This window comes from Maribellus mangrovi (assembly GCF_037646455.1).
In the GTDB taxonomy this organism is placed as follows: Bacteria; Bacteroidota; Bacteroidia; order Bacteroidales; family Prolixibacteraceae; genus Draconibacterium; species Draconibacterium mangrovi_A.
The window spans coordinates 1,795,666-1,821,074 of sequence record NZ_JBBIXN010000001.1 but is presented as its reverse complement, the minus strand read 5'-3'; the positions used below and the strand labels follow the sequence as shown (position 1 = coordinate 1,821,074).

The 25,409-nt window shown below is 42.4% G+C and carries 24 protein-coding genes; 13 read left to right on the top strand and 11 right to left on the bottom strand.

Translation table 11 applies throughout. The annotated features are described in order from the left end of the window. Positions 1-97: 97 nt before the first annotated feature. Positions 98-901, bottom strand: coding sequence for a BtpA/SgcQ family protein (locus WFY05_RS07045; protein WP_340112062.1), 804 nt, complete (start codon positions 899-901; stop codon positions 98-100). A 176-nt stretch (positions 902-1,077) separates the two neighbouring features. On the opposite strand from WFY05_RS07045, the gene WFY05_RS07040 reads away from it, so the two are divergent. Together WFY05_RS07040 and WFY05_RS07035 are read left to right on the top strand one after the other, a co-directional pair. Next, on the top strand, positions 1,078-1,794 hold the full coding sequence (locus tag WFY05_RS07040; RefSeq protein WP_340112061.1) for a 3-keto-disaccharide hydrolase: 717 nt from the start codon (positions 1,078-1,080) through the stop codon (positions 1,792-1,794). A gap of 124 nt (positions 1,795-1,918) precedes the next feature. Then, positions 1,919-2,869, top strand: coding sequence for a CPBP family intramembrane glutamic endopeptidase (locus WFY05_RS07035; RefSeq protein ID WP_340112060.1), 951 nt, complete (start codon positions 1,919-1,921; stop codon positions 2,867-2,869). 21 nt (positions 2,870-2,890) lie between these two features. Here the strand turns inward: WFY05_RS07035 and WFY05_RS07030 are convergent, their stop codons facing one another. The 9 genes from WFY05_RS07030 to WFY05_RS06990 form a co-directional block, all read right to left on the bottom strand. Next, positions 2,891-3,733 (bottom strand): hypothetical protein, encoded by an 843-nt coding sequence (locus WFY05_RS07030; protein WP_340112059.1) that lies wholly within the window; start codon positions 3,731-3,733, stop codon positions 2,891-2,893. Between the two features lie 152 nt (positions 3,734-3,885). Next, a complete protein-coding gene (locus WFY05_RS07025; protein WP_340112058.1) occupies positions 3,886-4,647 on the bottom strand; it encodes a succinate dehydrogenase/fumarate reductase iron-sulfur subunit in 762 nt (253 codons plus the stop codon). A gap of 43 nt (positions 4,648-4,690) precedes the next feature. Continuing rightward, the gene (locus WFY05_RS07020) at positions 4,691-6,631 is read right to left on the bottom strand and encodes a fumarate reductase/succinate dehydrogenase flavoprotein subunit (RefSeq protein WP_340112057.1); all 1,941 of its coding nucleotides are present in this window, start codon (positions 6,629-6,631) and stop codon (positions 4,691-4,693) included. Between the two features lie 12 nt (positions 6,632-6,643). After that, positions 6,644-7,312, bottom strand: coding sequence for a succinate dehydrogenase cytochrome b subunit (locus tag WFY05_RS07015; protein ID WP_340112056.1), 669 nt, complete (start codon positions 7,310-7,312; stop codon positions 6,644-6,646). 262 nt (positions 7,313-7,574) lie between these two features. Then, positions 7,575-8,471, bottom strand: coding sequence for a CobW family GTP-binding protein (locus WFY05_RS07010; RefSeq protein WP_340112055.1), 897 nt, complete (start codon positions 8,469-8,471; stop codon positions 7,575-7,577). 115 nt (positions 8,472-8,586) lie between these two features. Continuing rightward, the gene (locus WFY05_RS07005; RefSeq protein WP_340112054.1) at positions 8,587-9,990 is read right to left on the bottom strand and encodes a redoxin family protein; all 1,404 of its coding nucleotides are present in this window, start codon (positions 9,988-9,990) and stop codon (positions 8,587-8,589) included. A 132-nt stretch (positions 9,991-10,122) separates the two neighbouring features. After that, positions 10,123-11,010: a homocysteine S-methyltransferase family protein gene (locus WFY05_RS07000; protein WP_340112053.1), complete on the bottom strand. Its 888-nt coding sequence runs from the start codon at positions 11,008-11,010 to the stop codon at positions 10,123-10,125. Between the two features lie 109 nt (positions 11,011-11,119). Continuing rightward, positions 11,120-12,739 carry a uroporphyrinogen decarboxylase family protein gene (locus WFY05_RS06995; RefSeq protein WP_340112052.1) on the bottom strand — a complete coding sequence of 540 codons (1,620 nt, stop codon included), beginning with the start codon at positions 12,737-12,739 and terminating at the stop codon, positions 11,120-11,122. A gap of 188 nt (positions 12,740-12,927) precedes the next feature. Further along, positions 12,928-13,596 (bottom strand): corrinoid protein, encoded by a 669-nt coding sequence (locus WFY05_RS06990; protein ID WP_340112051.1) that lies wholly within the window; start codon positions 13,594-13,596, stop codon positions 12,928-12,930. Positions 13,597-13,730: 134 nt separating this feature from the next. Here WFY05_RS06990 and WFY05_RS06985 point away from each other — a divergent pair, with 134 nt between their 5' ends. From WFY05_RS06985 to WFY05_RS06950, 8 genes are all read left to right on the top strand, one after another. After that, a complete protein-coding gene (locus WFY05_RS06985; RefSeq protein ID WP_340112050.1) occupies positions 13,731-14,624 on the top strand; it encodes an AraC family transcriptional regulator in 894 nt (297 codons plus the stop codon). Between the two features lie 74 nt (positions 14,625-14,698). Next, on the top strand, positions 14,699-15,730 hold the full coding sequence (locus WFY05_RS06980; protein ID WP_340112049.1) for a galactitol-1-phosphate 5-dehydrogenase: 1,032 nt from the start codon (positions 14,699-14,701) through the stop codon (positions 15,728-15,730). 60 nt (positions 15,731-15,790) lie between these two features. Then, positions 15,791-16,918 carry a Gfo/Idh/MocA family protein gene (locus WFY05_RS06975; RefSeq protein WP_340112048.1) on the top strand — a complete coding sequence of 376 codons (1,128 nt, stop codon included), beginning with the start codon at positions 15,791-15,793 and terminating at the stop codon, positions 16,916-16,918. A gap of 30 nt (positions 16,919-16,948) precedes the next feature. Then, entirely contained in the window at positions 16,949-18,307 is a 1,359-nt protein-coding gene (locus WFY05_RS06970; protein ID WP_340112047.1) for a GntP family permease, read from the top strand. 30 nt (positions 18,308-18,337) lie between these two features. Continuing rightward, complete coding sequence (locus tag WFY05_RS06965; RefSeq protein ID WP_340112046.1) at positions 18,338-18,787, top strand: GNAT family N-acetyltransferase; 450 nt, start codon at positions 18,338-18,340, stop codon at positions 18,785-18,787. A gap of 161 nt (positions 18,788-18,948) precedes the next feature. Next, the gene (locus WFY05_RS06960; protein ID WP_340112045.1) at positions 18,949-19,200 is read left to right on the top strand and encodes a hypothetical protein; all 252 of its coding nucleotides are present in this window, start codon (positions 18,949-18,951) and stop codon (positions 19,198-19,200) included. Positions 19,201-19,333: 133 nt separating this feature from the next. After that, positions 19,334-19,513 (top strand): hypothetical protein, encoded by a 180-nt coding sequence (locus WFY05_RS06955; protein ID WP_340112044.1) that lies wholly within the window; start codon positions 19,334-19,336, stop codon positions 19,511-19,513. An 85-nt stretch (positions 19,514-19,598) separates the two neighbouring features. After that, positions 19,599-20,336, top strand: coding sequence for a hypothetical protein (locus tag WFY05_RS06950; RefSeq protein WP_340112043.1), 738 nt, complete (start codon positions 19,599-19,601; stop codon positions 20,334-20,336). Here the strand turns inward: WFY05_RS06950 and WFY05_RS06945 are convergent. Beyond that, positions 20,333-20,749 (bottom strand): hypothetical protein, encoded by a 417-nt coding sequence (locus WFY05_RS06945; protein WP_340112042.1) that lies wholly within the window; start codon positions 20,747-20,749, stop codon positions 20,333-20,335. The two genes, WFY05_RS06950 and WFY05_RS06945, sit on opposite strands and share 4 nt — an antisense overlap. Positions 20,750-20,901: 152 nt before the next feature. On the opposite strand from WFY05_RS06945, the gene WFY05_RS06940 reads away from it, so the two are divergent. The 3 genes from WFY05_RS06940 to mfd all read left to right on the top strand — a co-directional run bounded on the left by WFY05_RS06940 (position 20,902) and on the right by mfd (position 25,344). Beyond that, positions 20,902-21,465, top strand: a complete 564-nt coding sequence (locus WFY05_RS06940; RefSeq protein WP_340112041.1) for a peroxiredoxin — start codon at positions 20,902-20,904, stop codon at positions 21,463-21,465. A 37-nt stretch (positions 21,466-21,502) separates the two neighbouring features. Continuing rightward, positions 21,503-21,925 carry a hypothetical protein gene (locus tag WFY05_RS06935; protein WP_340112040.1) on the top strand — a complete coding sequence of 141 codons (423 nt, stop codon included), beginning with the start codon at positions 21,503-21,505 and terminating at the stop codon, positions 21,923-21,925. A gap of 77 nt (positions 21,926-22,002) precedes the next feature. Then, on the top strand, positions 22,003-25,344 hold the full coding sequence (gene mfd, locus WFY05_RS06930; RefSeq protein WP_340112039.1) for a transcription-repair coupling factor: 3,342 nt from the start codon (positions 22,003-22,005) through the stop codon (positions 25,342-25,344). Positions 25,345-25,409 lie beyond the last annotated feature (65 nt).

Below are 25,409 nucleotides of genomic sequence, written 5' to 3'. Positions count from 1 at the left end.
TTATTTATACTGGTTTAAAAGTGTGAATTTAACGCTTATGTTTTTACTTTATTCCTTTATACTGAAAAAATTTTATCTCCAATCGATTTCCCGACCATTAAATAACAATACGGCTTCTCAGCTTATTTACAATGCTCATCAATTCTTTTACCCTGGGTTCGTCCACAGCATTCTCCCAGTTACCCTTGAATTTTAATGAGGATCCAACAATAAATGCATCGGCCAGATCCCAGTATTCCGGAAGGTTTTCGGCGCTGATACCGGAACCAATTAATACCGGAATCTTAATGGAATTCCTGACTTCCCTCAAGTCGGAAACGGCAGCTTTCTCTCCGGTTGCACTGCCTGTAACAATCACACCGTCGCTCAGGAAAAATTCTGCTGTCCTTGCGGTTTCAGCAATCGAAACGTCGGCCGAAAGTGCATGAGATGAATGTTTCTTTTTAATGTCGGTGTAAATTTTAATGTGTTCGGCGCCAATTTGTTTCCGGTAGCGCAACAATTCTCCGGCATCGCTATTCATAATGCCTTCGTCGGCCAGGTGACCAAAAACAAAACCTTCGGCCCTGATAAAATCAAGCCCGGCAGCATAAGCAACAGCCAAAGCCTGGCGATTCGCTCCCGCCAGTATCTGAATTCCAATTGGAAGATCGAACTCTCTTCGCAATGCAGCGGCCACTGCAGTCATCGCCGAAACAACTTCAGGTCCGACTTTTCGGTTCAAATAAGGCCGGTCGTGCATGTTCTCAATCATAATGGCATCAACACCGCCCTGCACCAACAGCCTGGCATCGGACAAAGCTATTGAAACAATTTCGCTCATTGACAGCCGATTGGCCGGTGTACCGGGCAAAGCTGCCACATGAATCATTGCTATTATCGTTTTTTTCGCGCTAACCATTTTAGTATCTGAACCATAAAATTAAACCGATTCCGATAATTATCCTCAATTTTTTTGTGTTAATGGACAATCGTTTAGCTTCCCGATCATAAACCGCACAATTTCATTGAATTGGAAGTACAAGGGACAATTGATTTTATTACTTTTGCTTCGATTTTTACCTAAAACCAATTAACATGAAGTGCACTTCTTCTTTCCTTGTAATGGCCGTTCTATTTCTGATCACCTCCTGTTCTCCTAAACAACAAATAAACAGTCTTTCGAAAAAAGAAATCGACGCGGGTTGGTTCTTGTTATTCGACGGAACGAAAACCAGCCTGGATTCGATGTGGAAAACATTTAATGCCGGTCCGGTCACGGGATGGAAAGTTCAGGATGGAATTTTATACAATTCGGGAGTAGGTTCCGACCATGGTGGCGATATCATTACCAAAAAAGAATTTACCAATTTCGAACTTAGCCTCGAATGGAAGATCGATTCGCAAAGTAACTCCGGAATTTTTTACCACGTTCAGGAAGGTTTGACGGATGCCATTTACGAATCGGGACCGGAATACCAGCTCATCGACGGTAAAGGCTGGCCTGATGGATTGCACAAAGACCAGTACTCGGGTGCCAACTATGCGATGAATGCACCGGTTGATGCCGAAGTGCGGCCGGTTGGCGAATGGAACACTGCCCGAATTCTGGTAAATGGACCACATGTTGAACACTGGCTGAACGGTAAAAAGGTAGTTGAATACGAACTTTGGTCGCCGGAATGGCTCAAGCTTAAAAACCAGAGCAAATGGGCAGAAGCACCAAATTACGGTATGTCGAAAAGCGGTCATATTGGATTGCAGGACCACGGCGGACTAACGATGTTCAGAAATATAAAGATCAGAGAACTCTAGCTGTTCATGGTCATTCCGCATAAACGGGAATCTGCTGCAAGTTTAAGATTCCCTCTTTCGAGGGAATGACCGACACATTTCCGAGCTTACCCAAAAAAACTATCTTTACCGCAAATTCTTAACTATGGCATTTACGGCATTCCGGGACATGAAACCGCTCCCGCAGCTTTTATTCTCGGCATTTGTTATTTTGGTCAGTTTCCTGGCATTTTTTGTTTTGTCGTTGTTGGTTGCTTTGCCCATTTTTGGGCTCGATTCCATCTTGAATTTGCCAACCCTTACCGATCTGGACAATCCCGGAACCATTGCCATTCTCAAATTTTTTCAAACCGTACAGGCTATTGGTCTTTTTATTCTTCCACCTTTGATTTTAGGTTACCTGTACCTGGGAAATCCATTAAACTACCTGTATTTGAACAGGTCATTTCGAAGCTCTACCTTCCTTTTGGTTTTGGTACTGATGTTTGCCATGGCTCCGTTTATCAATTTTCTCGGAGTGTTGAACAGCAACATGAGTTTACCTGAGTGGATGAGCGGAGTAGAAGAATGGATGCGAAATTCGGAAGAAAATGCAGCGGAACTTACAGAAGCTTTTCTGAATGTAAAAACCCTGACCGGACTGGCTTTTAATATATTCATGGTAGCACTTTTACCGGCAATTGGCGAAGAACTTTTATTTCGAGGTGTCATTCAAAAAATATTTACCCGAATGACAAGAAACAACCACTGGGGGATATGGATCTCCGCTATATTGTTTAGTGCAATGCACCTGCAATTTTATGGATTTATCCCACGTGCTTTGCTCGGAGCTCTGTTTGGTTACCTTCTGGTATGGGGCGGATCGATGTGGTTGCCAGTTATAGGACATTTCCTGAATAACGCGATCGCAGTCACCGCCATGTTCTTTATCAATAACGAATTGATCACTCCCGATGTCGAAGAATTTGGCTCCACTTCGGGCAGTTACTATGCGGCAATAATAAGTTTGGGAATGATCGTTTTGCTGCTTTACATCATCAAAAAAGATAACCGGGGACAACAACTGTCGGTTGAAGCCATTGAAAAAGAGGGTTGAAATATATTTTATCCGAATTGATTAATTAAACTGAAATAAGTCGCGCTGTATAAATTGCGGTCTAACGGGTATTTCCTCTTCCATCTCAACTTTTTCTTCAACCACAGGTTCTGCCTTTTCTTCTTCCTGAACTTCGGTTTTAAGTTCCCGTTTTTGTTGTTGCAGCAATTTCCTTTCTTTCCTGCGCAGTACGTAAACAATACCGAATTCTTCTGCCAGTTCTCGTTTTTGTTCAGGAGTTTTGGCTTCCAGTTCCAGGTGATTTTCAATTTCAGTCCAGAGCTGAGAAATAAATTCGTTCGTGGTTTTTCGCAAGGTCTGCATTTTCTCGAAAGTACGCAGCGTGTTCCGTTTTAAGTTCTGCTGAAAAATGGCAGCATCGTTAAACTCTTCGAGCTTAAATTTCACCAAGGCAATCGATGGGCTGTAAATGGCGCTACCGCCTTCGCGAACGCGTTTTTGCTCGCCATCCACCATAATTTTACCCCATTCTAGAATCTCCCGTTCAGTATTTAACGACGGAATGCGGCCACCTAAATCTTTCAGGTTGCCGTAATATTTAATTCCTCCGTTAATCTCTCCGCGTTCTGATGCAAAAAGCAATACCTGCATAAAATGCGAAAGGTACAGCCTGGCGGTCTCAAATACTTCCTTGTACTTTTTATTATTTGCCGATTGTTGATTGATGTTCAACTCATAGTGTTTCAGGGTATTCTCGAATTGGGTCTTTACACTTTGCAGCTCCTCGACAGAATGTCTGGCAAAAGGAATATTCTTTACGCTGACTTCATTCACTTTCTGTAGGGCTGTTTCTAATGCACGCAAGCGTGCTTTGTCCGTTGTGGGTAATCTTCTGTATGGCATAAATCCTCTTTGTTTATTGCGAATTTAAAGAATCGGACTTTCAAAAGAAGTCGTTCGCCAGCCAACTTATGCACAGCCGGTTGTGGATTAGTGTGCAAAAAGAAGGCCTTTTCGTCACGAAAAGGCCTTCTGATTTATTCTAATTAACAAATTTATCTACTCAGTCTCGATTTCAGATACTCGCGGTTCAGGCGGGCAATATTCATAATCGAGATGCTTTTGGGACATTCTACCTCGCAGGCACGTGTATTGGTACAACCTCCAAAACCCAGCTCATCCATTTTCGACACCATGTTCAAAGCACGTGTTTTGGCTTCAACTTTACCTTGTGGTAATTTGGCCAAATGCGACACTTTTGCCGAAACAAACAACATTGCCGATGAGTTCTTACAGGCGGCAACACAGGCACCACAGCCAATACATGCTGCAGCATCCATCGCTTCTTCGGCATCTTCACGGGCCACCGGAATTGCATTGGCATCAGGTACACCACCGGTATTTACTGATACAAAACCACCGGCCTGCAGAATTTTATCAAATGCCGTACGATCGACAACCAGGTCTTTGATCACCGGGAATGCACGGGCACGCCACGGTTCAATAGTAATGGTTTCGCCATCTTTGAACTTACGCATGTGCAACTGGCAGGTAGTTACTTCAGTGTCCGGTCCGTGCGGACGGCCATTGATGTACAAACTACAGGTTCCGCAAATACCTTCACGACAGTCATGATCGAAAGCGATCGGATCGATTCCCTTTTCAATGAGGTCGTTATTCAAAATATCCATCATTTCGAGAAAAGATGAACCGGTAGAAATATCATTGATAATATAGGTTTCGAATTTTCCTTTGGATTTGGCGTTATTTTGCCTCCAAACTTTTATTTTGAGTTCTTTCAAAATTTTATCAGCCATTTTTCTTACATTTTTTAAAATGAATAAATCTGAGATGTGATTCTTACTTGTAACTACGTTGTGTGAGTTTCACATTCTCAAACACCAAATCTTCTTTGTGTAATATCGGCTCGGCACCTTCTCCTTTGTACTCCCAACACGAAACGTAAGTGAATTTCTCGTCGTTACGCTTTGCTTCGCCTTCTTCAGTAGCCGATTCTTCACGGAAATGACCACCGCATGATTCATTTCTGTCGAGTGCATCGCGGGCCATCAGTTCGCCGATATCGAAGAAATCAGCTACACGACCGGCTTTCTCCAATTCCGGATTCAGATTGTCAAGTTCTCCCGGAATACGAACATCTTTCCAGAATTCCTCGCGTATCTCCTTAATCATTTCAATGGCTTTTTTCAGTCCTTCAGCTTTACGCGACATTCCCACGTAATCCCACATTACATGACCTAATTTCTTGTGGAAATAATCAACTGATTTCGTTCCTTTTATATTGTATAATTTCTCGATACGATCAGACACTTCTTTTTCTGCTTCTTCAAACTCAGGTGCACTTACATCCACTTTCGGAGTCATGATTTCATCCGCCAGATAATCGCCAATGGTATATGGCAGAATGAAATAACCGTCAGCCAGTCCCTGCATCAAAGCCGAAGCTCCAAGGCGGTTGGCTCCGTGATCGGAGAAGTTGGCTTCACCAATCGAGTATAAACCGGGAACTGAAGTCATCAGGTTGTAGTCGACCCAGGTACCTCCCATTGAATAGTGAATGGCCGGATAGATCATCATCGGTGCTTTGTAAGGATCAACGTCAGTAATTTTTTCGTACATCTGGAAAAGGTTTCCATAACGTGCTTCAATTACGTCTTTTCCCAAACGCTCGATGGCATATTTAAAATCGAGGAAAACTGCTTTTCCTTCAGAATTTACCCCAAAACCGGCGTCGCAACGTTCTTTAGCTGCACGCGATGCAACATCACGCGGTACCAGGTTTCCGTACGACGGATATCTTCTTTCGAGGTAGAAATCGCGATCTTCATCTGGAATATCGTTCGGATGAAGTTCGCCTTTCTGCAATTTTATGGCGTCTTCTTTTTTCTTCGGAACCCAAACACGACCATCGTTTCGCAGCGACTCCGACATCAAAGTCAGTTTCGATTGCTGGTCGCCATGAACCGGAATACAGGTCGGGTGGATCTGTACAAAACAAGGATTCGACATGAATGCTCCTTTTTTGTAGCATTGCCATGCAGCCGATCCGTTACTTCCCATGGCATTGGTCGAAAGGAAGAAAACATTTCCGTAACCTCCTGTTGCAACAACCACGGCATGTGCTCCGTATCGCTTGATCTCGCCGGTAACCAAATCGCGGGTAATAATACCACGAGCTTTACCGTCGATCTTAACAACGTCTAGCATTTCCTGGCGGCTGTACATTTCAACGTTGCCTTTGGCAATCTGACGGTTCAGTGCCTGATAAGCTCCAATCAGCAACTGTTGACCGGTTTGGCCGCGGGCATAAAACGTACGGCTGACCAACACACCACCAAACGAACGGTTATCCAATAATCCGCCGTACTCGCGACCAAACGGAACACCTTGCGCTACACACTGGTCGATAATGTTTGGCGAAACTTCAGCCAAACGGTAAACGTTGGCTTCGCGTGCACGGTAGTCACCTCCTTTAATCGTATCGTAAAACAAGCGGAATACCGAGTCGTTGTCGTTCTGGTAGTTTTTGGCCGCATTAATACCACCCTGTGCAGCAATGGAGTGTGCACGGCGCGGGCTGTCCTGGTAACAAAATGCTTTTACTTTGTATCCTAATTCGGCCAGTGAAGCAGCTGCCGAAGCACCTCCCAAACCGGTTCCTACTACAATAACTTCGAGTTTTCGTTTATTAGCCGGGCTCACCACTTTAATAGTCGACTTGTGTTTGTTCCACTTTTCGGCCAATGGCCCTTCGGGTATCTTGCTATCTAATATGCTCATAACTTTTCCTTTTTATTTGTACAATCCCAACATGAAATAAAGCGGTATAATGGCAAATCCCACGGCTACAACAATAGCATAGATTTGACCGATTACCTGCCATCTTTTCAACCAGTACTTATTGTTCACACCCAGAGTCTGGAACGACGACCAAAAGCCGTGCGAAAGGTGCAGACCAAGCAGGATACCACCGATGATGTACAAAATACCGGTAAAAATACTTTCCTTGAATTGTCCGGCAACCAAATCGTAATCACCTTTGGCCAGTTGTTCTATTTCTTCAGGATTGAATTTAATTACCCAGAAAAAATCGATAATGTGAATAACCAGGAAAACCAAAACCAAAGCTCCCAGAACAAGCATGTTTCTTGAAGCCCATGAGCTCGCGCCACTCATGTTCTTTTTGGCGTATTTTACAGGCCGTGCTTTCCAGTTCTGATATTCCAGAAAAAACGACCACAGAATGTGAATTAAAAAACCCAATCCTAAAATGGGTTCCATAATTTTAATTAATGGATTGGTGGCCATAAAATGAGCACCCTCATTAAACAAATCACCACTGTCGTCAAAAATCAGCAACAAGTTCAGGCCCAGGTGGACAGCAATAAAGGCCATCAGGAATATTCCTGAGAGACTCATCACAAACTTCCTTCCAATCGAGGCAGTTAAAAATTTGCTCATAATCTAATCTTATTTTAGTTGAATGTTTATCTCTGTTTATGAAGCGAATCACAAATGTAGATGAACGTGGATTTATACCCAAAAAAGGCGTTCTAAAATAGCTAATTTAAAATCGTTCTACAAACAATTTAATTTTGGGTTTAAATAACGGTTTTTAGTCGCTCTAATCTATCAATATATATTGACAAATGTATATATTTTCATAAATAAAACCCTTACTATTCGGGCGAATGTGATAGAATTTTGAATCCTAAACATGAAACTAAAGTGCCTTAAACGCCCGGTTCCATTCGCGCAAAGTAAACTCTTTAGTTAGCGCAATCAACTCGGTGGGGTGAAAACTATCTTCCACATCAATTAGTTTAACATCGTTGAAGCTGCATTGAACGGCTACAGTACCTCCTTCTTTTAAATTTGCATAGCCTTTTATTCGATAGGATTTAGGCGCCCATTCATCCAAAAATATTTGCAGGTTCTCGCGACGAATCTTTTTCGACGATTTGATGACCATAGAATTCACTTCGGGACGTGGCATCGCTTTCACATCGCCAAAATAAAATTTGTCAACAGCCGGATTCCCAATTTCGAAATCGATGTTACAAAAAGTTGAATGTTTAATTTCAGCAAAAGGATTGATTTTTTTGATCTCCTGCTCCATTTCATCTGCACTGCCTTTTACCAAATCAGTTTTGTTGATCACTACTACATCAGCCATCCGCAACTGGTGATTAACGCGCTGCTTCATTAATCCAACTTTGGCAAAATTCTGTGCATCGACGATGCACCAATTCGACGCCAGAAATATTTTTTCAGAAAGCGATCCAGCCGAAATCACCTCCGAAATAGATGTTGTGTCCGACAAACCTGAAGCTTCAATAATCACTACATCGGGTTGGTGTTCGTCGATGAATTTTTCGAGCGATCGTATAAAGTTTCCCAGCAAACACACACAGAACACCGAACCGTTATTTATCTCGAGCAGCTCAAAATCATCTCCCGATTTTTTCAATTCGGCTCCATCGATATTAGCCGGTGCAAATTCGTTCTGAATGATACCCACTTTCTGTTTCGAGGCTGTTTGTTCCAAAATTTGTTTAAGGAAGGTGGTTTTCCCGCTTCCCAAAAAACCAGATATGATGTGGAATGGAATTTTTGCCATACCCTGCAAAACTATAAACCTTATTTTAAAGTCGAACTAAAGTTTTAAACTAAAAATAAGGAATAACAGCTTAAATACTATTACTCCTTATTTTCATTTCAATTTATTTGAACTCTCACATGGCCGCCAGTTCCAGCAATTTTTCCTTAGTCTTTGGATTTGACGGACGACTTGCGTTGGCATTCACTATTTTGCCTTCTTTATCTATTATGATAAATCTTGGAATTCCGCGAATAGCGTAGGCTTTTGTAATATCCGACTGCCAGGCACCTTCTGCAAACAACTGTAGCCCGCCCAGCTCGTCTTCTTTTACCATCTTTTCCCAGGCGTCCTTGTCATCGTCAATCGAGATACTCACAAAAGCAACCGGCTTATCGTGAAGCTCTGCTTCCATTTTTTTAAGCGATGGAATTTCTCCACGGCAAGGGCCGCACCAGGTTGCCCATACATCAATGTATACCACTTTACCTTTAAGTGACTCGGAAGAAATCATGTCTCCATTGATATCCTCGTAATTAAAAGACGGAGCAATGGTTCCCGATTTTGTTTTATCGACTACAGCAACAATTTCCTCAAATTTCTTTGTGTATGAATCTTTTGTAAGCAATTCCTTATAACGGGCCCTGTAAATCTCCTGAATAGAATCGGGCATATAGGTATAGCTCGAAAGTGTACTATTCCCAATTTCATTCTTTACCTCTTCGGGAACATCAAGTGCTATCACCTTGTCGATGCTTGCATTATAATAGGCCCCGGAACCTCTTGTCAAAGTTGAATCTTCCATTAACCCGGCATTGATTTCTTGCTGGATTCCGGAAATCACATAAAATTTATAATCTCTGAGTTCATTAAAAGCCTCATAATCATCCAGCGGAACCTCATCAACATAAGCCTGAAATGCAACAGGGATTGGAGTTGTATCGGCCGGAGCATATCTGTTATGCAGCCTGATATAATAGTTATACTTCTGCGCTAAATCAACTTTTCCCTTTAAACTGACTAAGCTTACAAATTTTTCAGAAAGATTATTTTCCACCTCAAAAGCTTCAATTGCATCCGACCATTTTTTATCTTCTTCAGACATGATCATCGAAAAACTATCAACAGGCATTTTTAATAGATCCACTATCCCATAATTCATGCTATTGTTTTCCAGTTTATCAATCAATGCAGAAGGCTCACTTCCTTCTCCTGTTATTTGAACAGCATCAGTTTCTTCTTTATTGGCCGCCTCAACATCGTAATCTATGTTTATGGTGGCACCGGGAGTTAAGAAAAGTGTGAAGATGAAATTTCCATCATTTAAGGTTGCCAGGTGTTCTTCATCTAAGTTAAGTTGTGTTGAAAATGTTCCGTCTTCGGCTAAGGTTAAAGTATCAGTCAGGTCTAAAACATCAATGTGGAGCAGTACTGTTTTTTGATTTGAGTTCGTGATTTTTCCGCTAATGGTAACGGGTTCGGTTTTTGTGCATGAATAAGCAACAAAGGCAATCAAGACAAACAGGGCAATTTTTTTCATAACAATCGGTATTATTTCATTTTGGTTGGCATGAAAATAACGCTTCTTGACCGAAATGAAAAAATAATATTGTTAAATATTTATTGAGCCTCCTTTGATTGCAGTCACAATAACAAGAACTTAGAGATAATACTATTCTTCTATTCTGTTTAGTTCTTCCCTAACACGGCAAATATGATCGGGAGTGGTTCCACAACAGCCACCAATAATGTTGGCACCGGCGGCCAGGATTTTAGGAACAAGCGCACTCATTTCATCGGGTGTTTCCGGAAAAACAGTTTCGCCATCTTTAAAAACGGGCATTCCTGCATTGGCATGCACCAGTACCGGAATATCAGGATTTACTTTGCGAATTTCTTCCACAATTCCGATCATGTTTTCAATGCCGTTTCCACAGTTGGCACCAATCAGTTCAGCACCGGCGTCAATCAATGCAGGAATCATGTCGGTTGGAGCAATTCCCATCATGGAACGGAACTCACCATCGACGGTTTTCTCGAAAGTCATGGTGCAAAATACCTCGCATTTGGTATTTTCTTTTGCAGCTTTTACTGCCAAACGAGCTTCATCCAAATCGGTCATGGTTTCAATCATGATGGCATCGGCACCACCCGCCTCCAAACCAAGACACTGTTCTTTAAACGCATCGTACAGTTCTTCTTCGGTAACATCGCCCATCATCAGAATTTTCCCGGTCGGACCGACTGAACCCAACACAAATTTATCGCCGGCAGCTTTTCTACTGATCTCTGCGGCAGCTTTGTTCAGCTCGAAAACTTTATCGGCCAAATCGTATTTTTCAAGCTTAAAACAAGTTCCTCCAAAACTGTTGGTTTCAATCATGTCAGCACCGGCATCGATGTAACTTTTAGCAATATCGAATACATCGTCGGCATGCGAGATGTTCCATTCTTCAGGGCATTCACCGGGCTGCATTCCTTTTTGCTGAAGGAAAGTTCCCCAGGCACCGTCCGAAACCATTGTCTTTCCCTGTTTGATCTGATCGATTATTTTTCCCATATCTATATTTTCCTGGTGAGACTTAGAGCTAACTTTGGGCGACTTTGCGGTCAAATAACCACAAAGATCACTAAGTATTACACAAAGTCTCTCAAAGTTAAGAATACAATTATAACTCTTTTATCCACTCTTTTATCACATCGAGCGAAGGTTCGGTAGCTTCCGATTTTACCTTGTATTTTACGGTTACCACGGCCGGCCCCTGAGCCACTCCAAAATTGGCCATCTGAGCTTTGTCCGAAATCACTTTTACATCTACGTCTTTGCCCAGTTCGGTAATGGCCCGCCTGATATTTTCTTTGATGCCTTTGCACTCGTCATTTTCCTCGCACAGCAAAAGAATTTCACTCTTTTTCTGTTTGATCTTTAGCTTCAGTTTCTCGTTTATACGTTTCTGAATAGCTGCAATCAATTCGGCTTTGGGTGGAATTTGTGATACAAAGGCAATCTTACCATCGATACAAATCGTCGGGATATTTTTTACCATCAGCGACGACATAAAAGTTACCGCCTCCATTTTTTTAATGGCATGTTCGCGCCATTCCACCACGCCTTCAAATTGCGGAGTCACTTTTTTTACGGCTTCAACCATGTACTGGCAGGGCGCACACGATTCCGAGTCGAGCGTGATTACATCCACGACCACTTTATCAGCCTGCCCGTAATCCTTCATGTTAAATACTTCGAGGGTGCTTTCCTTTTTATCCATGGCACGCACCACATCCTGCTGATAAGAGTCCTTTACCAGTTCGGTAACTGCTTTCAGGTTTACCGGTGGCGTTTCCATAGGCAGGTCGCATCCGGGAGCCAGGATAAATCCCTTTTTCCCGCCCTGGTCGAGACATTCAATGGCATGTTCACGCACATCGTTTTCGTCGCCCATTAGCAGCACAACCGTAAGTTTCAGGTTTCCGCCAAAGCTGATCCCTTTTTTCAGGGCCACATCTTTTACAAAATCAAGCGGTATGTTTTCATCTATTGAAACATTATCGGGCTTACAATTGCACATGGCTTCGATATTTTGCTGTGCGTGTCCGCACACAAAAAATGAACTCAGTTTTTCACGCTCTCGCACATAATCAAAAACGCGCGTAACAAAAGGCGTAACAAAGGTTTCGAACGACATTGGATCGATCTGGCTGGTCATCGGATCGACAACGGCAATTATATCGCAACCGGAATCGATAAGGTATTCCGACATTTTGATGCCCACCTGCGTACATAATTCCATCACCTCGTTCACCTCGTCGGGAGCCTCGAATAGTTTCATAAAAACATCAGTTCCCAGCAGGTGAAGCGCCAAAGTAAATGGCCCCGTTATTAATCCGTACAAAGCCAAATCGGGGTATTGTGCCCGTAATTTTTCAGTAGCCTCCAAAATCACAGGAATTCTGCCGGTTGTTCTATCCGGAATTTTTAAATCGGAAATTGAAGTACCATTTGCAAGTGGATGAGAAACCACAGCTGGCGGATTATGAGGTGCCCATTGCAATTCACAACCCAGAATTTCAGCTTCAACCTGCAAATCAAAAACTACAGGAACACCATCAGGATCGTATTCTTCAATGGCATTACTAACTCCTTTAACTACTTCGTCGGCCGATTTCAGGTAAGTTTCCGCATCAACTCCGGTAAGAAATCCACCATGAACACCTACAAACGGCACCCAGGGAACCCTTTCTACTTCTTGCAGTTGAAATGCTTTTTTTATGAGTTCGAGTCCTTTCATTTTACTAGTATTTTGATTTTAGTCGTGAGTATTGAGATCACACTGAATGCAATTCTCCCATTTCAGAAAATCTGGTTTTCCAATCAACTCAATTTGAATAAATTACTGTTTTTATTGTCCTGATAAAATAGGCACAAAGTAGCGACTGGAATTCTCTCACTACTCAGTACTTATCATCTCGGGTCTAATTAGGCCACTTGCGAGTTCAGGTATTCCACCAGTCCCTGCGGATCGGGTGAATACACATCAGCACCAATTTTTTCGCAGAAATCCTGTGTGACAGGTGCTCCGCCAACTGCTATTTTTGCGTTTGGTATTTCTTCTCGGATCACTTTTGTGATCTTCTCCATACTTGCCATTGTAGTTGTCAGCAATGCCGAAAGTCCAACAAAAGCGTTTTCATGTTTGCGCATCGCCTCAACAAAAGTTTCGGCTTTCACATCGGTTCCCAGGTCAATCACTTCCCAGCCGTTACCTTCAACCATCATGGTTACCAGGTTTTTGCCAATATCGTGCAGGTCGCCCTCAACGGTACCAATAATAAATGTTCCTTTTTGCTTCACTGCTCCTGAAAGGAAAAAAGGTTTCAGGTGAACCATCGCCGTGCTCATAGCTTTGGCCGACATTAAAACCTGCGGAACAAATACCTTGTTCTCGCGGAATTTTATCCCTACTTTTTCCATTCCTATCATTAATCCATTTGACAGAATATCCTGGGCCGAAACACCTTCATCCAGGGCTTGCCTTGTCAGTTCGTCGGCTCCGTCCTGACCTTTCATTTGAGGTGGGAAAGGAGCTGCCTTGTTGATCTTTCCGAATTCAATACAATCGGAAATTTGTTTTAGAATCTCGCTCATCGTTCTTTTATTTGAAAATCGTATAGTTCGTGTTGCTGACAAAATTATTCGTGAGTGAGGACTCAAAAAATAGTATTTTCTTTGAAAAAGATGGTAAATATTACTTTATTGAGTTTTGAATCCAAATTTTGTGCATGATTCAGGAAAAAAGATATTACCGCTTACCAAAAGCGCTTACCGAGGAGCAGAAAGTCAATAAAATTACAGGCGATCTGTACCTCACGGAAATTGGCGAAATTGAAGTAAAAAGCGGAAGCATCTGGAATTCAGAAGTTACTTTATCAGCCAATCTGCTGGCATACTGCACAAAAGGCGACGGAATTGTCCAGATCGGGAATGAGCAGATCCCGATTTCCGGAGAGCAGTTCTTTGTTATTCCCAAGAACGAAAACTTTAAATTCTACTCGGTGCTGGATGTCGATTCTCGTTTTCTGTTGGCTGCTTTCGATGGTAAAAAAGCGCGTTATCTGGGGAAAGAATTTGCACTGGTCAGAAACCTAATTCCTTCGGTGAACAATATGGTGGCTAACCGCGAAATGCTGTTCGATGAGATTTTTAATAACCTGTCAAAAGGCTTTCACGACGAAAACCTAGAATATATAAACCTGTGTTTTGGACACCTGCTGGCCACTTTTATTTATGCCAACCGCACCGGCGACGATCTCGAAGAAGAATCGAATCCGGTGGTTCGCAGAGCAATCAACTACCTGGGCAAAAACCTTCACAAAAAACTAACGCTCAACAAACTGGCTGTTGAAGTTGGTTATTCACCTACCTATCTCAGCACACTTTTCCGTAAAGAAACCAATTACTCACCCATCTCTTACTTTTCGCATCTGAAAATACTGAAGGCCTGCGAATTTCTCGATTACACCAACATGAAAGTGAAAGAGGTATCATTCAACCTGGGCTACACCGATCCTTACTATTTCACGAAAGATTTTAAAAAGAAAATGGGAATGTCGCCACGGCAATATCGAAACAGAGTAGTAGAAGGACGGAAAACATACACCGGTTTAGCGGAATAAAAAAGAGTTCGAATCCACACTTGCTATCGTCCACGCATATATCTATATTTAATTCCAATTATCAAAACTAAACTATGAAAGCATTGGTGCTCGAGAATTACAATGAACTGGTTTACCAAGATGTTGCTGAACCCATCCCGGGAACAAACGAAGTACTGGTAAAGGTAAAAGCCTGCGGAATTTGCGGCTCTGATGTGCACGGAATGGACGGCAGTACAGGAAGAAGAATTCCGCCGATTATTATGGGACACGAGGCTTCCGGCATTATCACAGCTCTTGGAAGTGAAGTATCAGGCTGGAATATTGGCGACAGGGTGACATTCGATTCAACGATTTATCCGCTAAACGACTGGTTTACATTGAATGGCCATTACAACTTAAGCGAGAACCGACAAGTTCTTGGAGTGTCGCCTGGGACATACAAAAAGCACGGAGCTTTTGCCGAATACGTAACGGTGCCAGAACACATTTTGTACAAATTGCCCGATAATGTCACCTTTGAACAGGCGGCCATGGTGGAGCCTGCTGCAGTTGCGCTTCATGCCATTAATCAGTCCGGAATTCAAGTAGGAGAAAGTGCTGCTGTTGTAGGAGCCGGAATGATCGGTTTGTTCCTTGTTCAACTTTTAGCTCTCTCTAATCCCTCTCCACTTTTTGCGATCGATATTGACGATTCGAAACTGGAAATGGCAAAAACATTTGGTGCCGAAGTCATTTTGAATCCGGAAAAGAACGATTTGATGAAGGAAGTTTTAGCCCGGACAAATCAGCGCGGAGTCGACCATGTTTTTGAAGCGGTCGGAATTAGCCCGACCGTTAAAAATGCGATCGAAATTGTCAGAAAGGGCGGAAAAGTGGTGTTGGTTGGCAACCTTTCTCCCAGCATCGATTTTCCACTTCAAAGTGTTGTTACCCGCGAAATAAAAGTACTGGGAAGCTGTGCCATCAGGGGAGAATACGAAACGGTACTTCAGCTGATTTCAGCCGGCAAAATACAGGTTGACGAAATGATCTCGGCTGTTGCTCTTCTTTCAGAAGGAGCTGATTGGTTTAAACGATTGTACCACAAAGAAGCCGGATTGAAGAAAGTTATTCTTGTACCATAAAATGCTAAATGCCTTTTCCACCATGCCAAAATCAACACAAACCATAAAACTCAAATCAACTTGAAAAAAGATCTTTACAATATTTCCATTCTGGGCTGTGGCAAAGTAGCTCACCTTCATGCTAAAGCTATTCGGAACATACCTAATGCACAATTATCAGGTGTTTGGAGCAGAACACTCGAAACGGCAGTAAACTTCGCTTCAGAATACAATGTTCAGGCCTTTTCAGACATATCAAAACTCATTTCCGAAAAAGAAATTGACCTGGCCATTGTTTGTACGCCTCATCCTTTTCACCTCGAACCAACGCTGGAAGCCGCTAAAGCCGGAGCAAACGTTTTGGTTGAAAAACCGCTGGCATCAACACTTACGGATTCTGATGAAATGATTGGTGCATGCAAAAAGTACGGTGTTAAGCTTGGAGTAATTAGTCAGCGGCGCTGGTACGAACCGGTAAAACGAATAAAAAACGCAATCGACGATGGAAAAATCGGGAAACCGGTTTTTGGAACGGTAAATATACTTGGCTGGCGCGATAAAGCATATTACGATACAGATGCATGGCGCGGAACCTGGCTTATGGAAGGCGGCGGAGTTCTGGTCAACCAGGCACCGCATCAGCTGGATATTTTGTTGTGGTACATGGGCGAAATCGACGAAGTCTATGGTGTCTGGAAAAACCTGAATCACCCTTATATCGAAGTGGAAGATACGGCCGTGGCCATCATTAAATTCCAAAATGGCGGGATAGGTAACATTATTGTGAGTAACTCGACCAAACCCGGAATTTACGGGAAAGTACATGTACATGGCGACAATGGCGCTTCATTAGGTGTTCAAACCGATGACGGCGCCATGTTTGTTGCCGGCATGTCTGGAATTCTTGAACCTCCCGTCAACGACATCTGGACGGTTCCGGGCGAAGAACAATACCTCGAAAAATGGAAGGGAGAAGACTCTGCTTTTTTTCAATCAGTTGATCCAACTGTCTATTACATGGAGAAACAGATTGATGATTTTTTGACAGCTTTGAGGAACAACACCGATCCTTTGGTAACAGGTGAAGAAGGACGAAGAACAGTTGAGTTGTTTACTGCAATTTACCGTTCAACACGCGACAATCAACCGGTAAAATTTCCGCTTCAACCCGAAAAAGAACGAAAAGATATGGACGGCCGGCTGGTCTAACTACTTTTACGCAAACTAAACCTAAAAACTATGTCAACATTTTTTATCTTTTTTTTGGTCACCTCAGCGGTTGCTCTACTGCTTTTCATGGTGCTCAAATTAAAAATAAGTGCTTTTATCACGCTGCTTATCATCTCAATCTATGTTGGAATTCTAACCGGAATGCCACTGAAAAATATTCTTCAGAGCATACAGGACGGAATGGGGAGTACGCTGGGTTTCGTTGCTACTGTGGTTGGATTGGGCGCCATTTTTGGGCAGATGCTTGAAAGCTCAGGAGGTGCTTTGTCGCTCGCCCATTCACTTGTGAAAAAGTTTGGCAAAGAAAAGGCAAGCTGGGCAATGGTGATAACCGGTTTTATTGTTGCGATTCCTGTTTTTCTCGATGTGGGTTTTATTATCCTTGTACCGATCATTTATGCTTTATCCAAAGACACCGGAAAGTCGTTGCTATACTACGGCATTCCGCTGTTGGCAGGCCTTGCAGTCACCCACAGCTTTATTCCACCAACTCCAGGTCCGGTTGCAGTATCCGATATTCTTAATGCCCAATTGGGCTGGGTCATATTTTTTGGCGTAATTCTGGGATTTCCTACGGCTGTTATTGCCGGTCCGTTCTGGGGAAAATACATTTCAAAGAAGCTACACATTTTGCCTCCTGCCGAATTTTTAAATTCCTTCAGCGAAGATAAAAAAGACAAAGATCTGCCGTCGTTTCGCGTTGTGGCCCTGATCATTTCAATCCCGCTGGTCTTGATTTTACTGAATACCTTATCCTCTCTTCTTGTTGAAAAAGGAGTGATCGAAAAATCGATGCTTACAGAAGGCGTTGAATTTATTGGGCATCCGTTTTCAGCTCTGATCATCGCAACCTTAATCGCGATTTATGTTTTATGTGTAAAACGAGGAATGCCCAAACAAACCATACTCGATTTGAGCACCAAAGCCCTGGGCCCGGCAGGAATTATCATCTTAATTACCGGAGCAGGAGGAGTGCTTAAACAAATATTGGTGGATTCAGGGATCGGGAAAATGATGGCCGAATCGATGGCAAATTCTGCACTCCCACCCATTGCACTTGCCTGGATTCTTGCTGCTATTGTTCGTGTAACGCAGGGCTCGGCAACCGTTGCTATGATAACAGCGGCCGGAATTGTCGCGCCGGTGATTAATGAGTTGGGACTGAACGATCCCCAGAGAGCACTGGTGGTTTTGGCTATTGCATCGGGTGCTACCTTGTTGTCACATGTCAACGACAGCGGATTTTGGCTGGTAGGCAGATATTTCGGAATGAACGAAAAACAAACCCTGCAATCGTGGACGGTGATGGAATCGATAATTGCATTGTGCGGGCTGGCTTTTACTTTGCTTGCCAGTTTATTCGTTTAAATTTGCCGTGCAGATATTAAAAATTAATTCATGAAATTCACATTCAAACATTTCTCCGAATTAACAACCGAAGAACTTTACGAAATTCTGAAACTCCGTTCAGAGATTTTTGTGGTGGAGCAAAATTGTGTTTACAATGATATGGACGGTCACGACAAACAAGCGGTTCATCTTTTTGTAAAAAAGAATGAAGAACTGGTGGCGTATTCACGATTGCTAAAACCCGGCAGTCGGTTTCACGATTATTCCATCGGGCGGGTAGTTGTGAAAGAAACCGAACGCGGAACAGGTTTGGGCATTGAAATGATGAAAGCAGCCAAGCAATATATTCTTGAAGAATGGAAAGCTGATAAGATAAAAATCAGCGCGCAGAAATACCTGCAGAAATTTTACGAGGATCTTGGATTTGTTGTAATCACCGAAGAATACCTCGAAGACGGGATCCCTCATTTTGGGATGTTACTGGAATTCACCAAATAAATATTCGGTTTCTTCTTTGCACCATATCATTTGTATTTTCATTATCGATTATTTCCTCGGCTCAGAACACTGTTGCTGAAAATATATTCCGGCAGATTTACAACCAGAAATACGATTCAGCACAAATCCTTTTACTAGCGAACGAAGCCAACATCGATCCGATGTATTTTGCCGTGCTCGATATCGATTGCAGCTACTGGAAAAATGTAACCGGAACCGATACACCGAATTATCCTGAATTTGAGCAAACACTTCAAAAATACATGTACGAAAATGCAGCTTCCGACGAAGAAAAAGTCATTCGGCTGATTACACTCTTACCAGCTGCGCTACCAAATCAAACGTTTCCAGTTGATTGGCGCCATTTCAACCCGAAAGCAAACTATGGCATTGTTTCGCGAGTTTCAACCTAAGGCCAACACTTTACCTCCCAACTAACAAAAGCTATTTCAGCTGTACAATGCACTCATCGATTATTTCGACAATTTCCTCCAACCATTTTTTGTTAAGAATAAAGACACAAAGATAGATCAGGCCATCCGGAACATGGAAAAACTGTCGCGATCAAAGCAACTAATTGTTCAAACGCTGAGCAATTACTTCGTAGGAAAAATCCATTTAAAATATAAAAAGGAGCCCGACAAAGCATTGGTGAATTTTGAGTGGCTCAGCAAAACTTTACTCGAAAACCTGAAATTTGTGGTATACCTTGAAGCGTGTAAATAAAAGCAGGTTTTCGTTCTATGCTGTTTAGCCACAATTTTGGAAACTTCATTCAAAGCATGTAATTTGTATTCAAATCGGTTATTGAATGAATAAAACGGTCTGGCTTTCAATCCTGCTTCTCACCCTTCACCTGCAAAGTTTTGCGGGCAAGACCGACAGCATTGCCAACAGCGTTTTCTCCCTCATTTACCACGAAGAACTGGAGGCTGCTGAACAAGAGCTGAATATTCAAAAAAACAACCTCGACGAATTTTATTACCTTCTGTTAAATCTCGATCTGCATTGGTGGAAATACCGTACTGACAGAACGAAACAAAACACCAAAAAACTTGAAATTCTGCTGAAACAACAAGATGAAACATTAGTCGAAAACAATGAGCAAAAAATACACCTGCTACTATTAAAATCGTACCAGCTGCGTTACGAAAAAAGGAAACTGAACCTGATTGGGTTGCTCACGACGCGTGCTGAAATGAGAAGCCTGATCAATGAGATTATACCCGGCAATATTTCCGGATCTGCTGATGAACAAAAGCTGCTCGAAGTTTACATTATCATGTTTGAATATATTGAAGATGTGAATTTTTTATCGAGCCAGATCAATTCGGAGCAACGCCTTGAAAAGCTGGTTCGAATGGAAGAATTTGCTGCCGATAACAATGAAATGCTAAATACCATTTCCCGATTTTTCCTGGCTCGCATGTATCAGAAAATCGAAAATCAACCGGTAACCGGTCTAAAACATTTTAAAATACTTACCACAAAATACCCCGGCAACAGCACATTCCTCGAGTACCAAAAAGAATGCGAAAAGAAAATTTAATCCCACAACAAGTTACTTGAATACTCCCTGTGGAAAGTGCGCTTGCGGCACTTCGGGCATATCGCTTTTTTCAACCGATGAATATTGGTGAGTTTCAGTCGCGACCTGCAGGCCGGACACCTGAACTCGCTTTTGTGAACTACCTTCTCGCCATCAAAAACAGTCACTTCAATTTTATCACGCAGGGTTTTGCAATGCGGACATTTGTAGATCTGAAAACCGGCTTTCAGGAACAAGTCATCCTTCTCCTTTGCCAATTTTCGAAGCACTTCGCGTGTTTTGTAATGAAATATTTTTGTGGGTTGTTTCAGGTATTCCTTTAGCGACTGCGAATGCACCAAAAAACCATGACCCTGGTTAAATTCTTCGGAATATCCACAGTGATCGCAGCGATATGCGTATGCGTGCCCCATTTTCAACGTTTTGTTTAAAATTAATCAAAATCAGGCTGATTTAAAACGCTTTATGTTGTAAAGTAGCAATTCCGTTCGGGTATTCTGTATAAACAAAAAGCACCTTCATTTGTCTTCTTGGCAAACGATATTAATTTTTAAAATAGAACAAGATGAAAACGATATTAATACTGATTGCTACTATTTCGATATTATTGAATGTAAGGTATGCTCAGGACCTTGAAGTTGGCGATAAAGCTCCTTCATTCTCGGCAGTGGCCGACGATGGTTTTACCTGGGATTCAGATGAATATCTTGGTAAGAAATTTATTGTAGTGTATTTCTATCCGGCAGCAATGACAGGCGGTTGCACTGCTCAGGCTTGTGCATATCGCGATATGCACAACGAAATCGATGATGCCGACGCAGTAGTAGTTGGCGTAAGCGGCGACAATGTTGAAGGTTTGAAATTGTTTAAAAAAGCGAATAACCTTAATTTCCCTCTGTTGTCAGATTCGCACGGTGAAATTGCTAACAAATTTGGTGTACCAACCCGCGATGGTGGCAGCATAACAAGGGAAATAGATGGAGAAAGTTTCGACTTGGTTCGGGGCGTAACTTCAAGCCGCTGGACCTTTATTATTGGGAAAGACGGAAACATTGTTTACAAGAACACGGATGTGGATGTGACAAAGGATAGTCGCGAAATTTTGGAATTTATCAAAAACAATTCTTAATTTGTAATTGATTTGCAAACCCGTTAAATTTCTCATTATGAAAAAATTAAGATTTATTGGACTTTTGGTCCTTTTGTTGATGATTTTGTCTGTTCCTAAAAGTTTTGCGCAAACTGAAAAAATTATAAACTACGAAATTGATATTTATCTGACATCTACAATTGAAGATGAAAATGGGAAAGTATCTAAAGACACCGTGTTCACTTTAAATTCCGGAATCGAGAACATAAAGATTACACCTATTGGAAATTACATTCGTAAAGTCCAGTTTAAAATTGATCCGGAAAATCCAATTATGGAATACGCTAATCCCGTTGTATTTCTTAGCGTTACAATGCGTGAAAATGTTTATGGGGATGAAATGGAAGAAGTTATGACCGATAAGTTAGCCATTCTGACTAGCAATGGAAGTCTTACGCTGTTATATCATTTCAAGCCAAACAAACATAAAGACAAATAAGAATGAAGGAGCAAATTTGCTCCTTTTTTTATGCACTAATTTTTTGTAAAACCTATCTTTGCCCAAAATTCTGATTTTTGGAAACCACATCGTTTCTGAAATATTTCGAGGGGTATAAGAGGCTCGAGCAGGTAGCTAAAAAACTCAATACCCCCCCGGGTGAAAAGCTTCACCTGCATGGGCTTATTGGCTCTTCCAAAACTATTTTACTTTCAAAGCTATTTAAAAAGGCCGGTAAAAACTTTGTAATGCTGCTCAATGATCGTGAAGAAGCGGCCTATTTCTACGACGATCTGAACAACCTCGGTTTTGGTAACGATACCTTATTCTTTCCGGCTTCTTACAAACGTTCTATCCAGTACGATCAGCCCGAACAGGAAAATGTAGTACAACGCACCGAAGTCCTCAATGTGCTTTCAAACGCTGACAAACCATATTTGGTAATCAGTTATCCCGAAGCACTGATTGAAAAAGTAATTTCGAACGAAAGCCTAGAAAGCAATACTTTGCAGGTAAAAACCGGCGACAAACTTTCCATTGAATTCATTAATGAATTTTTGTATGAATACGGTTTCGAACGCATGGATTTTGTCTACGAACCGGGGCAATTTTCAGTGCGGGGAAGTATTGTTGACGTTTTTTCTTTTTCGCACGAAGATCCCTATCGCATCGATTTTTTCGGAAATGAAATTGACTCGATCCGCAGCTTCGACATCGAAAACCAATTGTCGAAATCAAATTTAAATTCCATCACAATTGTTCCGAATATCCAAAACAATAATGTTGAGGGACAACGAATATCACTGGCTGAATTTATTGGTGAGCAAAGCATTTGGCTGGGCAATAATCTGAATCAATTCATCGACCGGATTTCGGAGATCCACCGACAAACCCTGCTGGCTCGCGAAGAGGAAAATATAGCTGATCTTATGATCACCGCTAACAATCTGCAAAAACAGTTAAACGGTCTTAGCCTTTTTGATTTTGGTTTCGACCTCACTTTTGAAGCTACCGAACGTTTTGAGTTCTCAACTTCGCCGCAACCGGTTTTCAATAAGAATTTCGAGTTGTTGGCCGAAAACCTGAAGGAGCACCAGAAAAGCGGCTACCGGATTTTGATCCTTTCCAACCAGGAAAAGCAGATCGAGCGTCTGCAATCCATTTTTAAAGATACGGATGTAAATGTGAATTTCACGCCGGTGAATTTTATTTTGCACGAAGGATTTATCGATCACGAGACAAAAACCTGTGTTTACACCGATCACCAGATTTTTGAGCGTTACCACCGTTTCAAACTAAAAAGCCGGAAAGCACAGCGTGAAGCCATTTCATTAAAAGAACTGAATAAATTGCACCCAGGCGATTATGTGGTACATATCGATCACGGGATCGGGAAATTTGCCGGGCTCGCGAAAACCGAAGTCAACGGTAAAATGCAGGAAGCCATCCGTCTGGTGTACCGCGACAACGACTCGCTGCTGGTGAGTATTCATTCGCTGCACCGCATTTCGAAATACAAGGGTAAGGATGGCAGCGAACCCAACATCAACAAACTGGGAACGGCTGCCTGGCAGAAAATGAAAAACCGCACCAAATCGAAGGTGAAGGACATTGCCAAAGAACTGATCGCCCTGTATGCCAAACGACGAGCCGAAAAAGGGTATGCTTTTACACCCGATTCGTACCTGCAGACCGAATTGGAAGCCTCTTTTATCTACGAAGATACACCTGACCAGGAAAAAGCAACAACTGCCGTGAAGAGCGACATGGAACGAACCATGCCCATGGACCGACTCGTGTGCGGCGACGTAGGTTTTGGGAAAACCGAAATTGCGATTCGCGCAGCTTTTAAAGCCGTGGCCGACAGTAAACAAGTGGCCGTTTTGGTGCCAACCACTATTCTGGCGCTGCAACACTACAAAACTTTTTCAGAACGTTTAGCCGACTTTCCGGTGCGTATTGAATACGTTAGTCGCTTAAAATCAACGGCCGAAGTTAAACAAACACTTCGCGAAGTTACCGATGGTAAAGTGGATATTATTATTGGAACTCATCGCTTGGTGAGCAAAGACGTAAAATTCAACGATCTTGGGCTGCTGATCATCGACGAGGAACAAAAATTCGGCGTGTCGGTAAAGGAAAAGCTCAAACAGTTTAAAGTTAATGTGGATACACTGACTTTAACAGCAACTCCAATTCCACGCACATTGCAGTTTTCGCTGATGGGAGCACGCGACCTGTCGATCATTCAAACACCGCCGCCCAACCGCTACCCGATTGTTACCGAAGCACACGGTTTTAACGAGCAGATCATCAAAGAAGCTATTCTTTACGAAATCGACCGCAATGGACAGGTATTCTTTATCCACAACCGGGTACAAAATATCTACGAAGTGGAGGACACTGTCAAACGCATTGTTCCGGGTGTAAAAACTGCAGTTGGCCATGGGCAAATGGATGGGCCCAAACTTGAAAAAGTGATGCTCGATTTTATTAACGGAAAGTACGATGTGCTGATCGCCACTACCATTATTGAATCGGGGCTCGATATTCCGAATGCGAACACCATCATCATTAACCAGGCACAAAACTTTGGTTTGAGCGACCTGCATCAGTTGCGCGGACGTGTTGGCCGGTCGAATAAAAAGGCATTTTGTTACCTCATCACCCCGCCGCTTTCATCGGTAAGTGCCGAAGCGCGAAGACGCATACAGGCCATTGAGCAGTTCTCGGAACTGGGAAGCGGTTTTAACATCGCCATGCAGGACCTCGACATACGTGGAGCGGGAAACATGCTGGGTGCCGAGCAAAGCGGATTTATTGCCGACATTGGTTTCGAAACTTATCACCGGATTCTAAATGAAGCCATCCAGGAACTGAAACAGGATGAGTTTAAAGATTTGTTCGAGGAAGAAGACAAGCAGCAATCGCAGGTCTTCCTGAATGTAAAATATGTGAACGATTGTACGATAGATACCGATATGGAATTGCTCTTCCCTTCGAGCTATATTCCCGGAAACTCGGAACGCATGCTGCTTTACCGTGAGTTGGATAACATCGAGAACGAGCAGGAACTCGATGCGTTTAGAAAAGGATTGATGGATCGGTTTGGAAAACTACCTGCTGAAAGTCGCGAATTGCTCGATGTTCTTCCATTACGCTGGAAGGCCATCGATTTAAGCATGGAGAAGATGATCCTGAAGAACAAGAAAATGATCTGCTATTTTGTTTCCGACCAAAAATCGGCATTCTACCAGTCGGAAATGTTTATGAAAGTAGTTCAGCACATTCATAAAGGTAAAACCCGGGGTAAAATGAAAGAATCGAACGGAAAACTCACCTTAACCTTCCCGAATGTCCCCAACATTGAAACCGCCGACTACATCTTAAAAGAAATTCTGGAAGACACTAGAAACTAGCTACCTCAACAACTCCTGAAGAATATTTTCAAACAATTCTCTCAGCAAATTTTGATACAATTCTT

Excerpts from the sequence above, each read along its gene's own strand:
- WFY05_RS07045 (WP_340112062.1), bottom strand. The coding sequence starts at position 901 with ATGGTTAGCGCGAAAAAAACGATAATAGCAATGATTCATGTGGCAGCT.
- WFY05_RS07040 (WP_340112061.1), top strand. The coding sequence starts at position 1,078 with ATGAAGTGCACTTCTTCTTTCCTTGTAATGGCCGTTCTATTTCTGATC.
- WFY05_RS07035 (WP_340112060.1), top strand. The coding sequence starts at position 1,919 with ATGGCATTTACGGCATTCCGGGACATGAAACCGCTCCCGCAGCTTTTA.
- WFY05_RS07030 (WP_340112059.1), bottom strand. The coding sequence starts at position 3,733 with ATGCCATACAGAAGATTACCCACAACGGACAAAGCACGCTTGCGTGCA.
- WFY05_RS07025 (WP_340112058.1), bottom strand. The coding sequence starts at position 4,647 with ATGGCTGATAAAATTTTGAAAGAACTCAAAATAAAAGTTTGGAGGCAA.
- WFY05_RS07020 (WP_340112057.1), bottom strand. The coding sequence starts at position 6,631 with ATGAGCATATTAGATAGCAAGATACCCGAAGGGCCATTGGCCGAAAAG.
- WFY05_RS07015 (WP_340112056.1), bottom strand. The coding sequence starts at position 7,312 with ATGAGCAAATTTTTAACTGCCTCGATTGGAAGGAAGTTTGTGATGAGT.
- WFY05_RS07010 (WP_340112055.1), bottom strand. The coding sequence starts at position 8,471 with ATGGCAAAAATTCCATTCCACATCATATCTGGTTTTTTGGGAAGCGGG.
- WFY05_RS07005 (WP_340112054.1), bottom strand. The coding sequence starts at position 9,990 with ATGAAAAAAATTGCCCTGTTTGTCTTGATTGCCTTTGTTGCTTATTCA.
- WFY05_RS07000 (WP_340112053.1), bottom strand. The coding sequence starts at position 11,010 with ATGGGAAAAATAATCGATCAGATCAAACAGGGAAAGACAATGGTTTCG.
- WFY05_RS06995 (WP_340112052.1), bottom strand. The coding sequence starts at position 12,739 with ATGAAAGGACTCGAACTCATAAAAAAAGCATTTCAACTGCAAGAAGTA.
- WFY05_RS06990 (WP_340112051.1), bottom strand. The coding sequence starts at position 13,596 with ATGAGCGAGATTCTAAAACAAATTTCCGATTGTATTGAATTCGGAAAG.
- WFY05_RS06985 (WP_340112050.1), top strand. The coding sequence starts at position 13,731 with ATGATTCAGGAAAAAAGATATTACCGCTTACCAAAAGCGCTTACCGAG.
- WFY05_RS06980 (WP_340112049.1), top strand. The coding sequence starts at position 14,699 with ATGAAAGCATTGGTGCTCGAGAATTACAATGAACTGGTTTACCAAGAT.
- WFY05_RS06970 (WP_340112047.1), top strand. The coding sequence starts at position 16,949 with ATGTCAACATTTTTTATCTTTTTTTTGGTCACCTCAGCGGTTGCTCTA.
- WFY05_RS06965 (WP_340112046.1), top strand. The coding sequence starts at position 18,338 with ATGAAATTCACATTCAAACATTTCTCCGAATTAACAACCGAAGAACTT.
- WFY05_RS06960 (WP_340112045.1), top strand. The coding sequence starts at position 18,949 with ATGTATTTTGCCGTGCTCGATATCGATTGCAGCTACTGGAAAAATGTA.
- WFY05_RS06955 (WP_340112044.1), top strand. The coding sequence starts at position 19,334 with ATGGAAAAACTGTCGCGATCAAAGCAACTAATTGTTCAAACGCTGAGC.
- WFY05_RS06950 (WP_340112043.1), top strand. The coding sequence starts at position 19,599 with ATGAATAAAACGGTCTGGCTTTCAATCCTGCTTCTCACCCTTCACCTG.
- WFY05_RS06945 (WP_340112042.1), bottom strand. The coding sequence starts at position 20,749 with ATGGGGCACGCATACGCATATCGCTGCGATCACTGTGGATATTCCGAA.
- WFY05_RS06940 (WP_340112041.1), top strand. The coding sequence starts at position 20,902 with ATGAAAACGATATTAATACTGATTGCTACTATTTCGATATTATTGAAT.
- WFY05_RS06935 (WP_340112040.1), top strand. The coding sequence starts at position 21,503 with ATGAAAAAATTAAGATTTATTGGACTTTTGGTCCTTTTGTTGATGATT.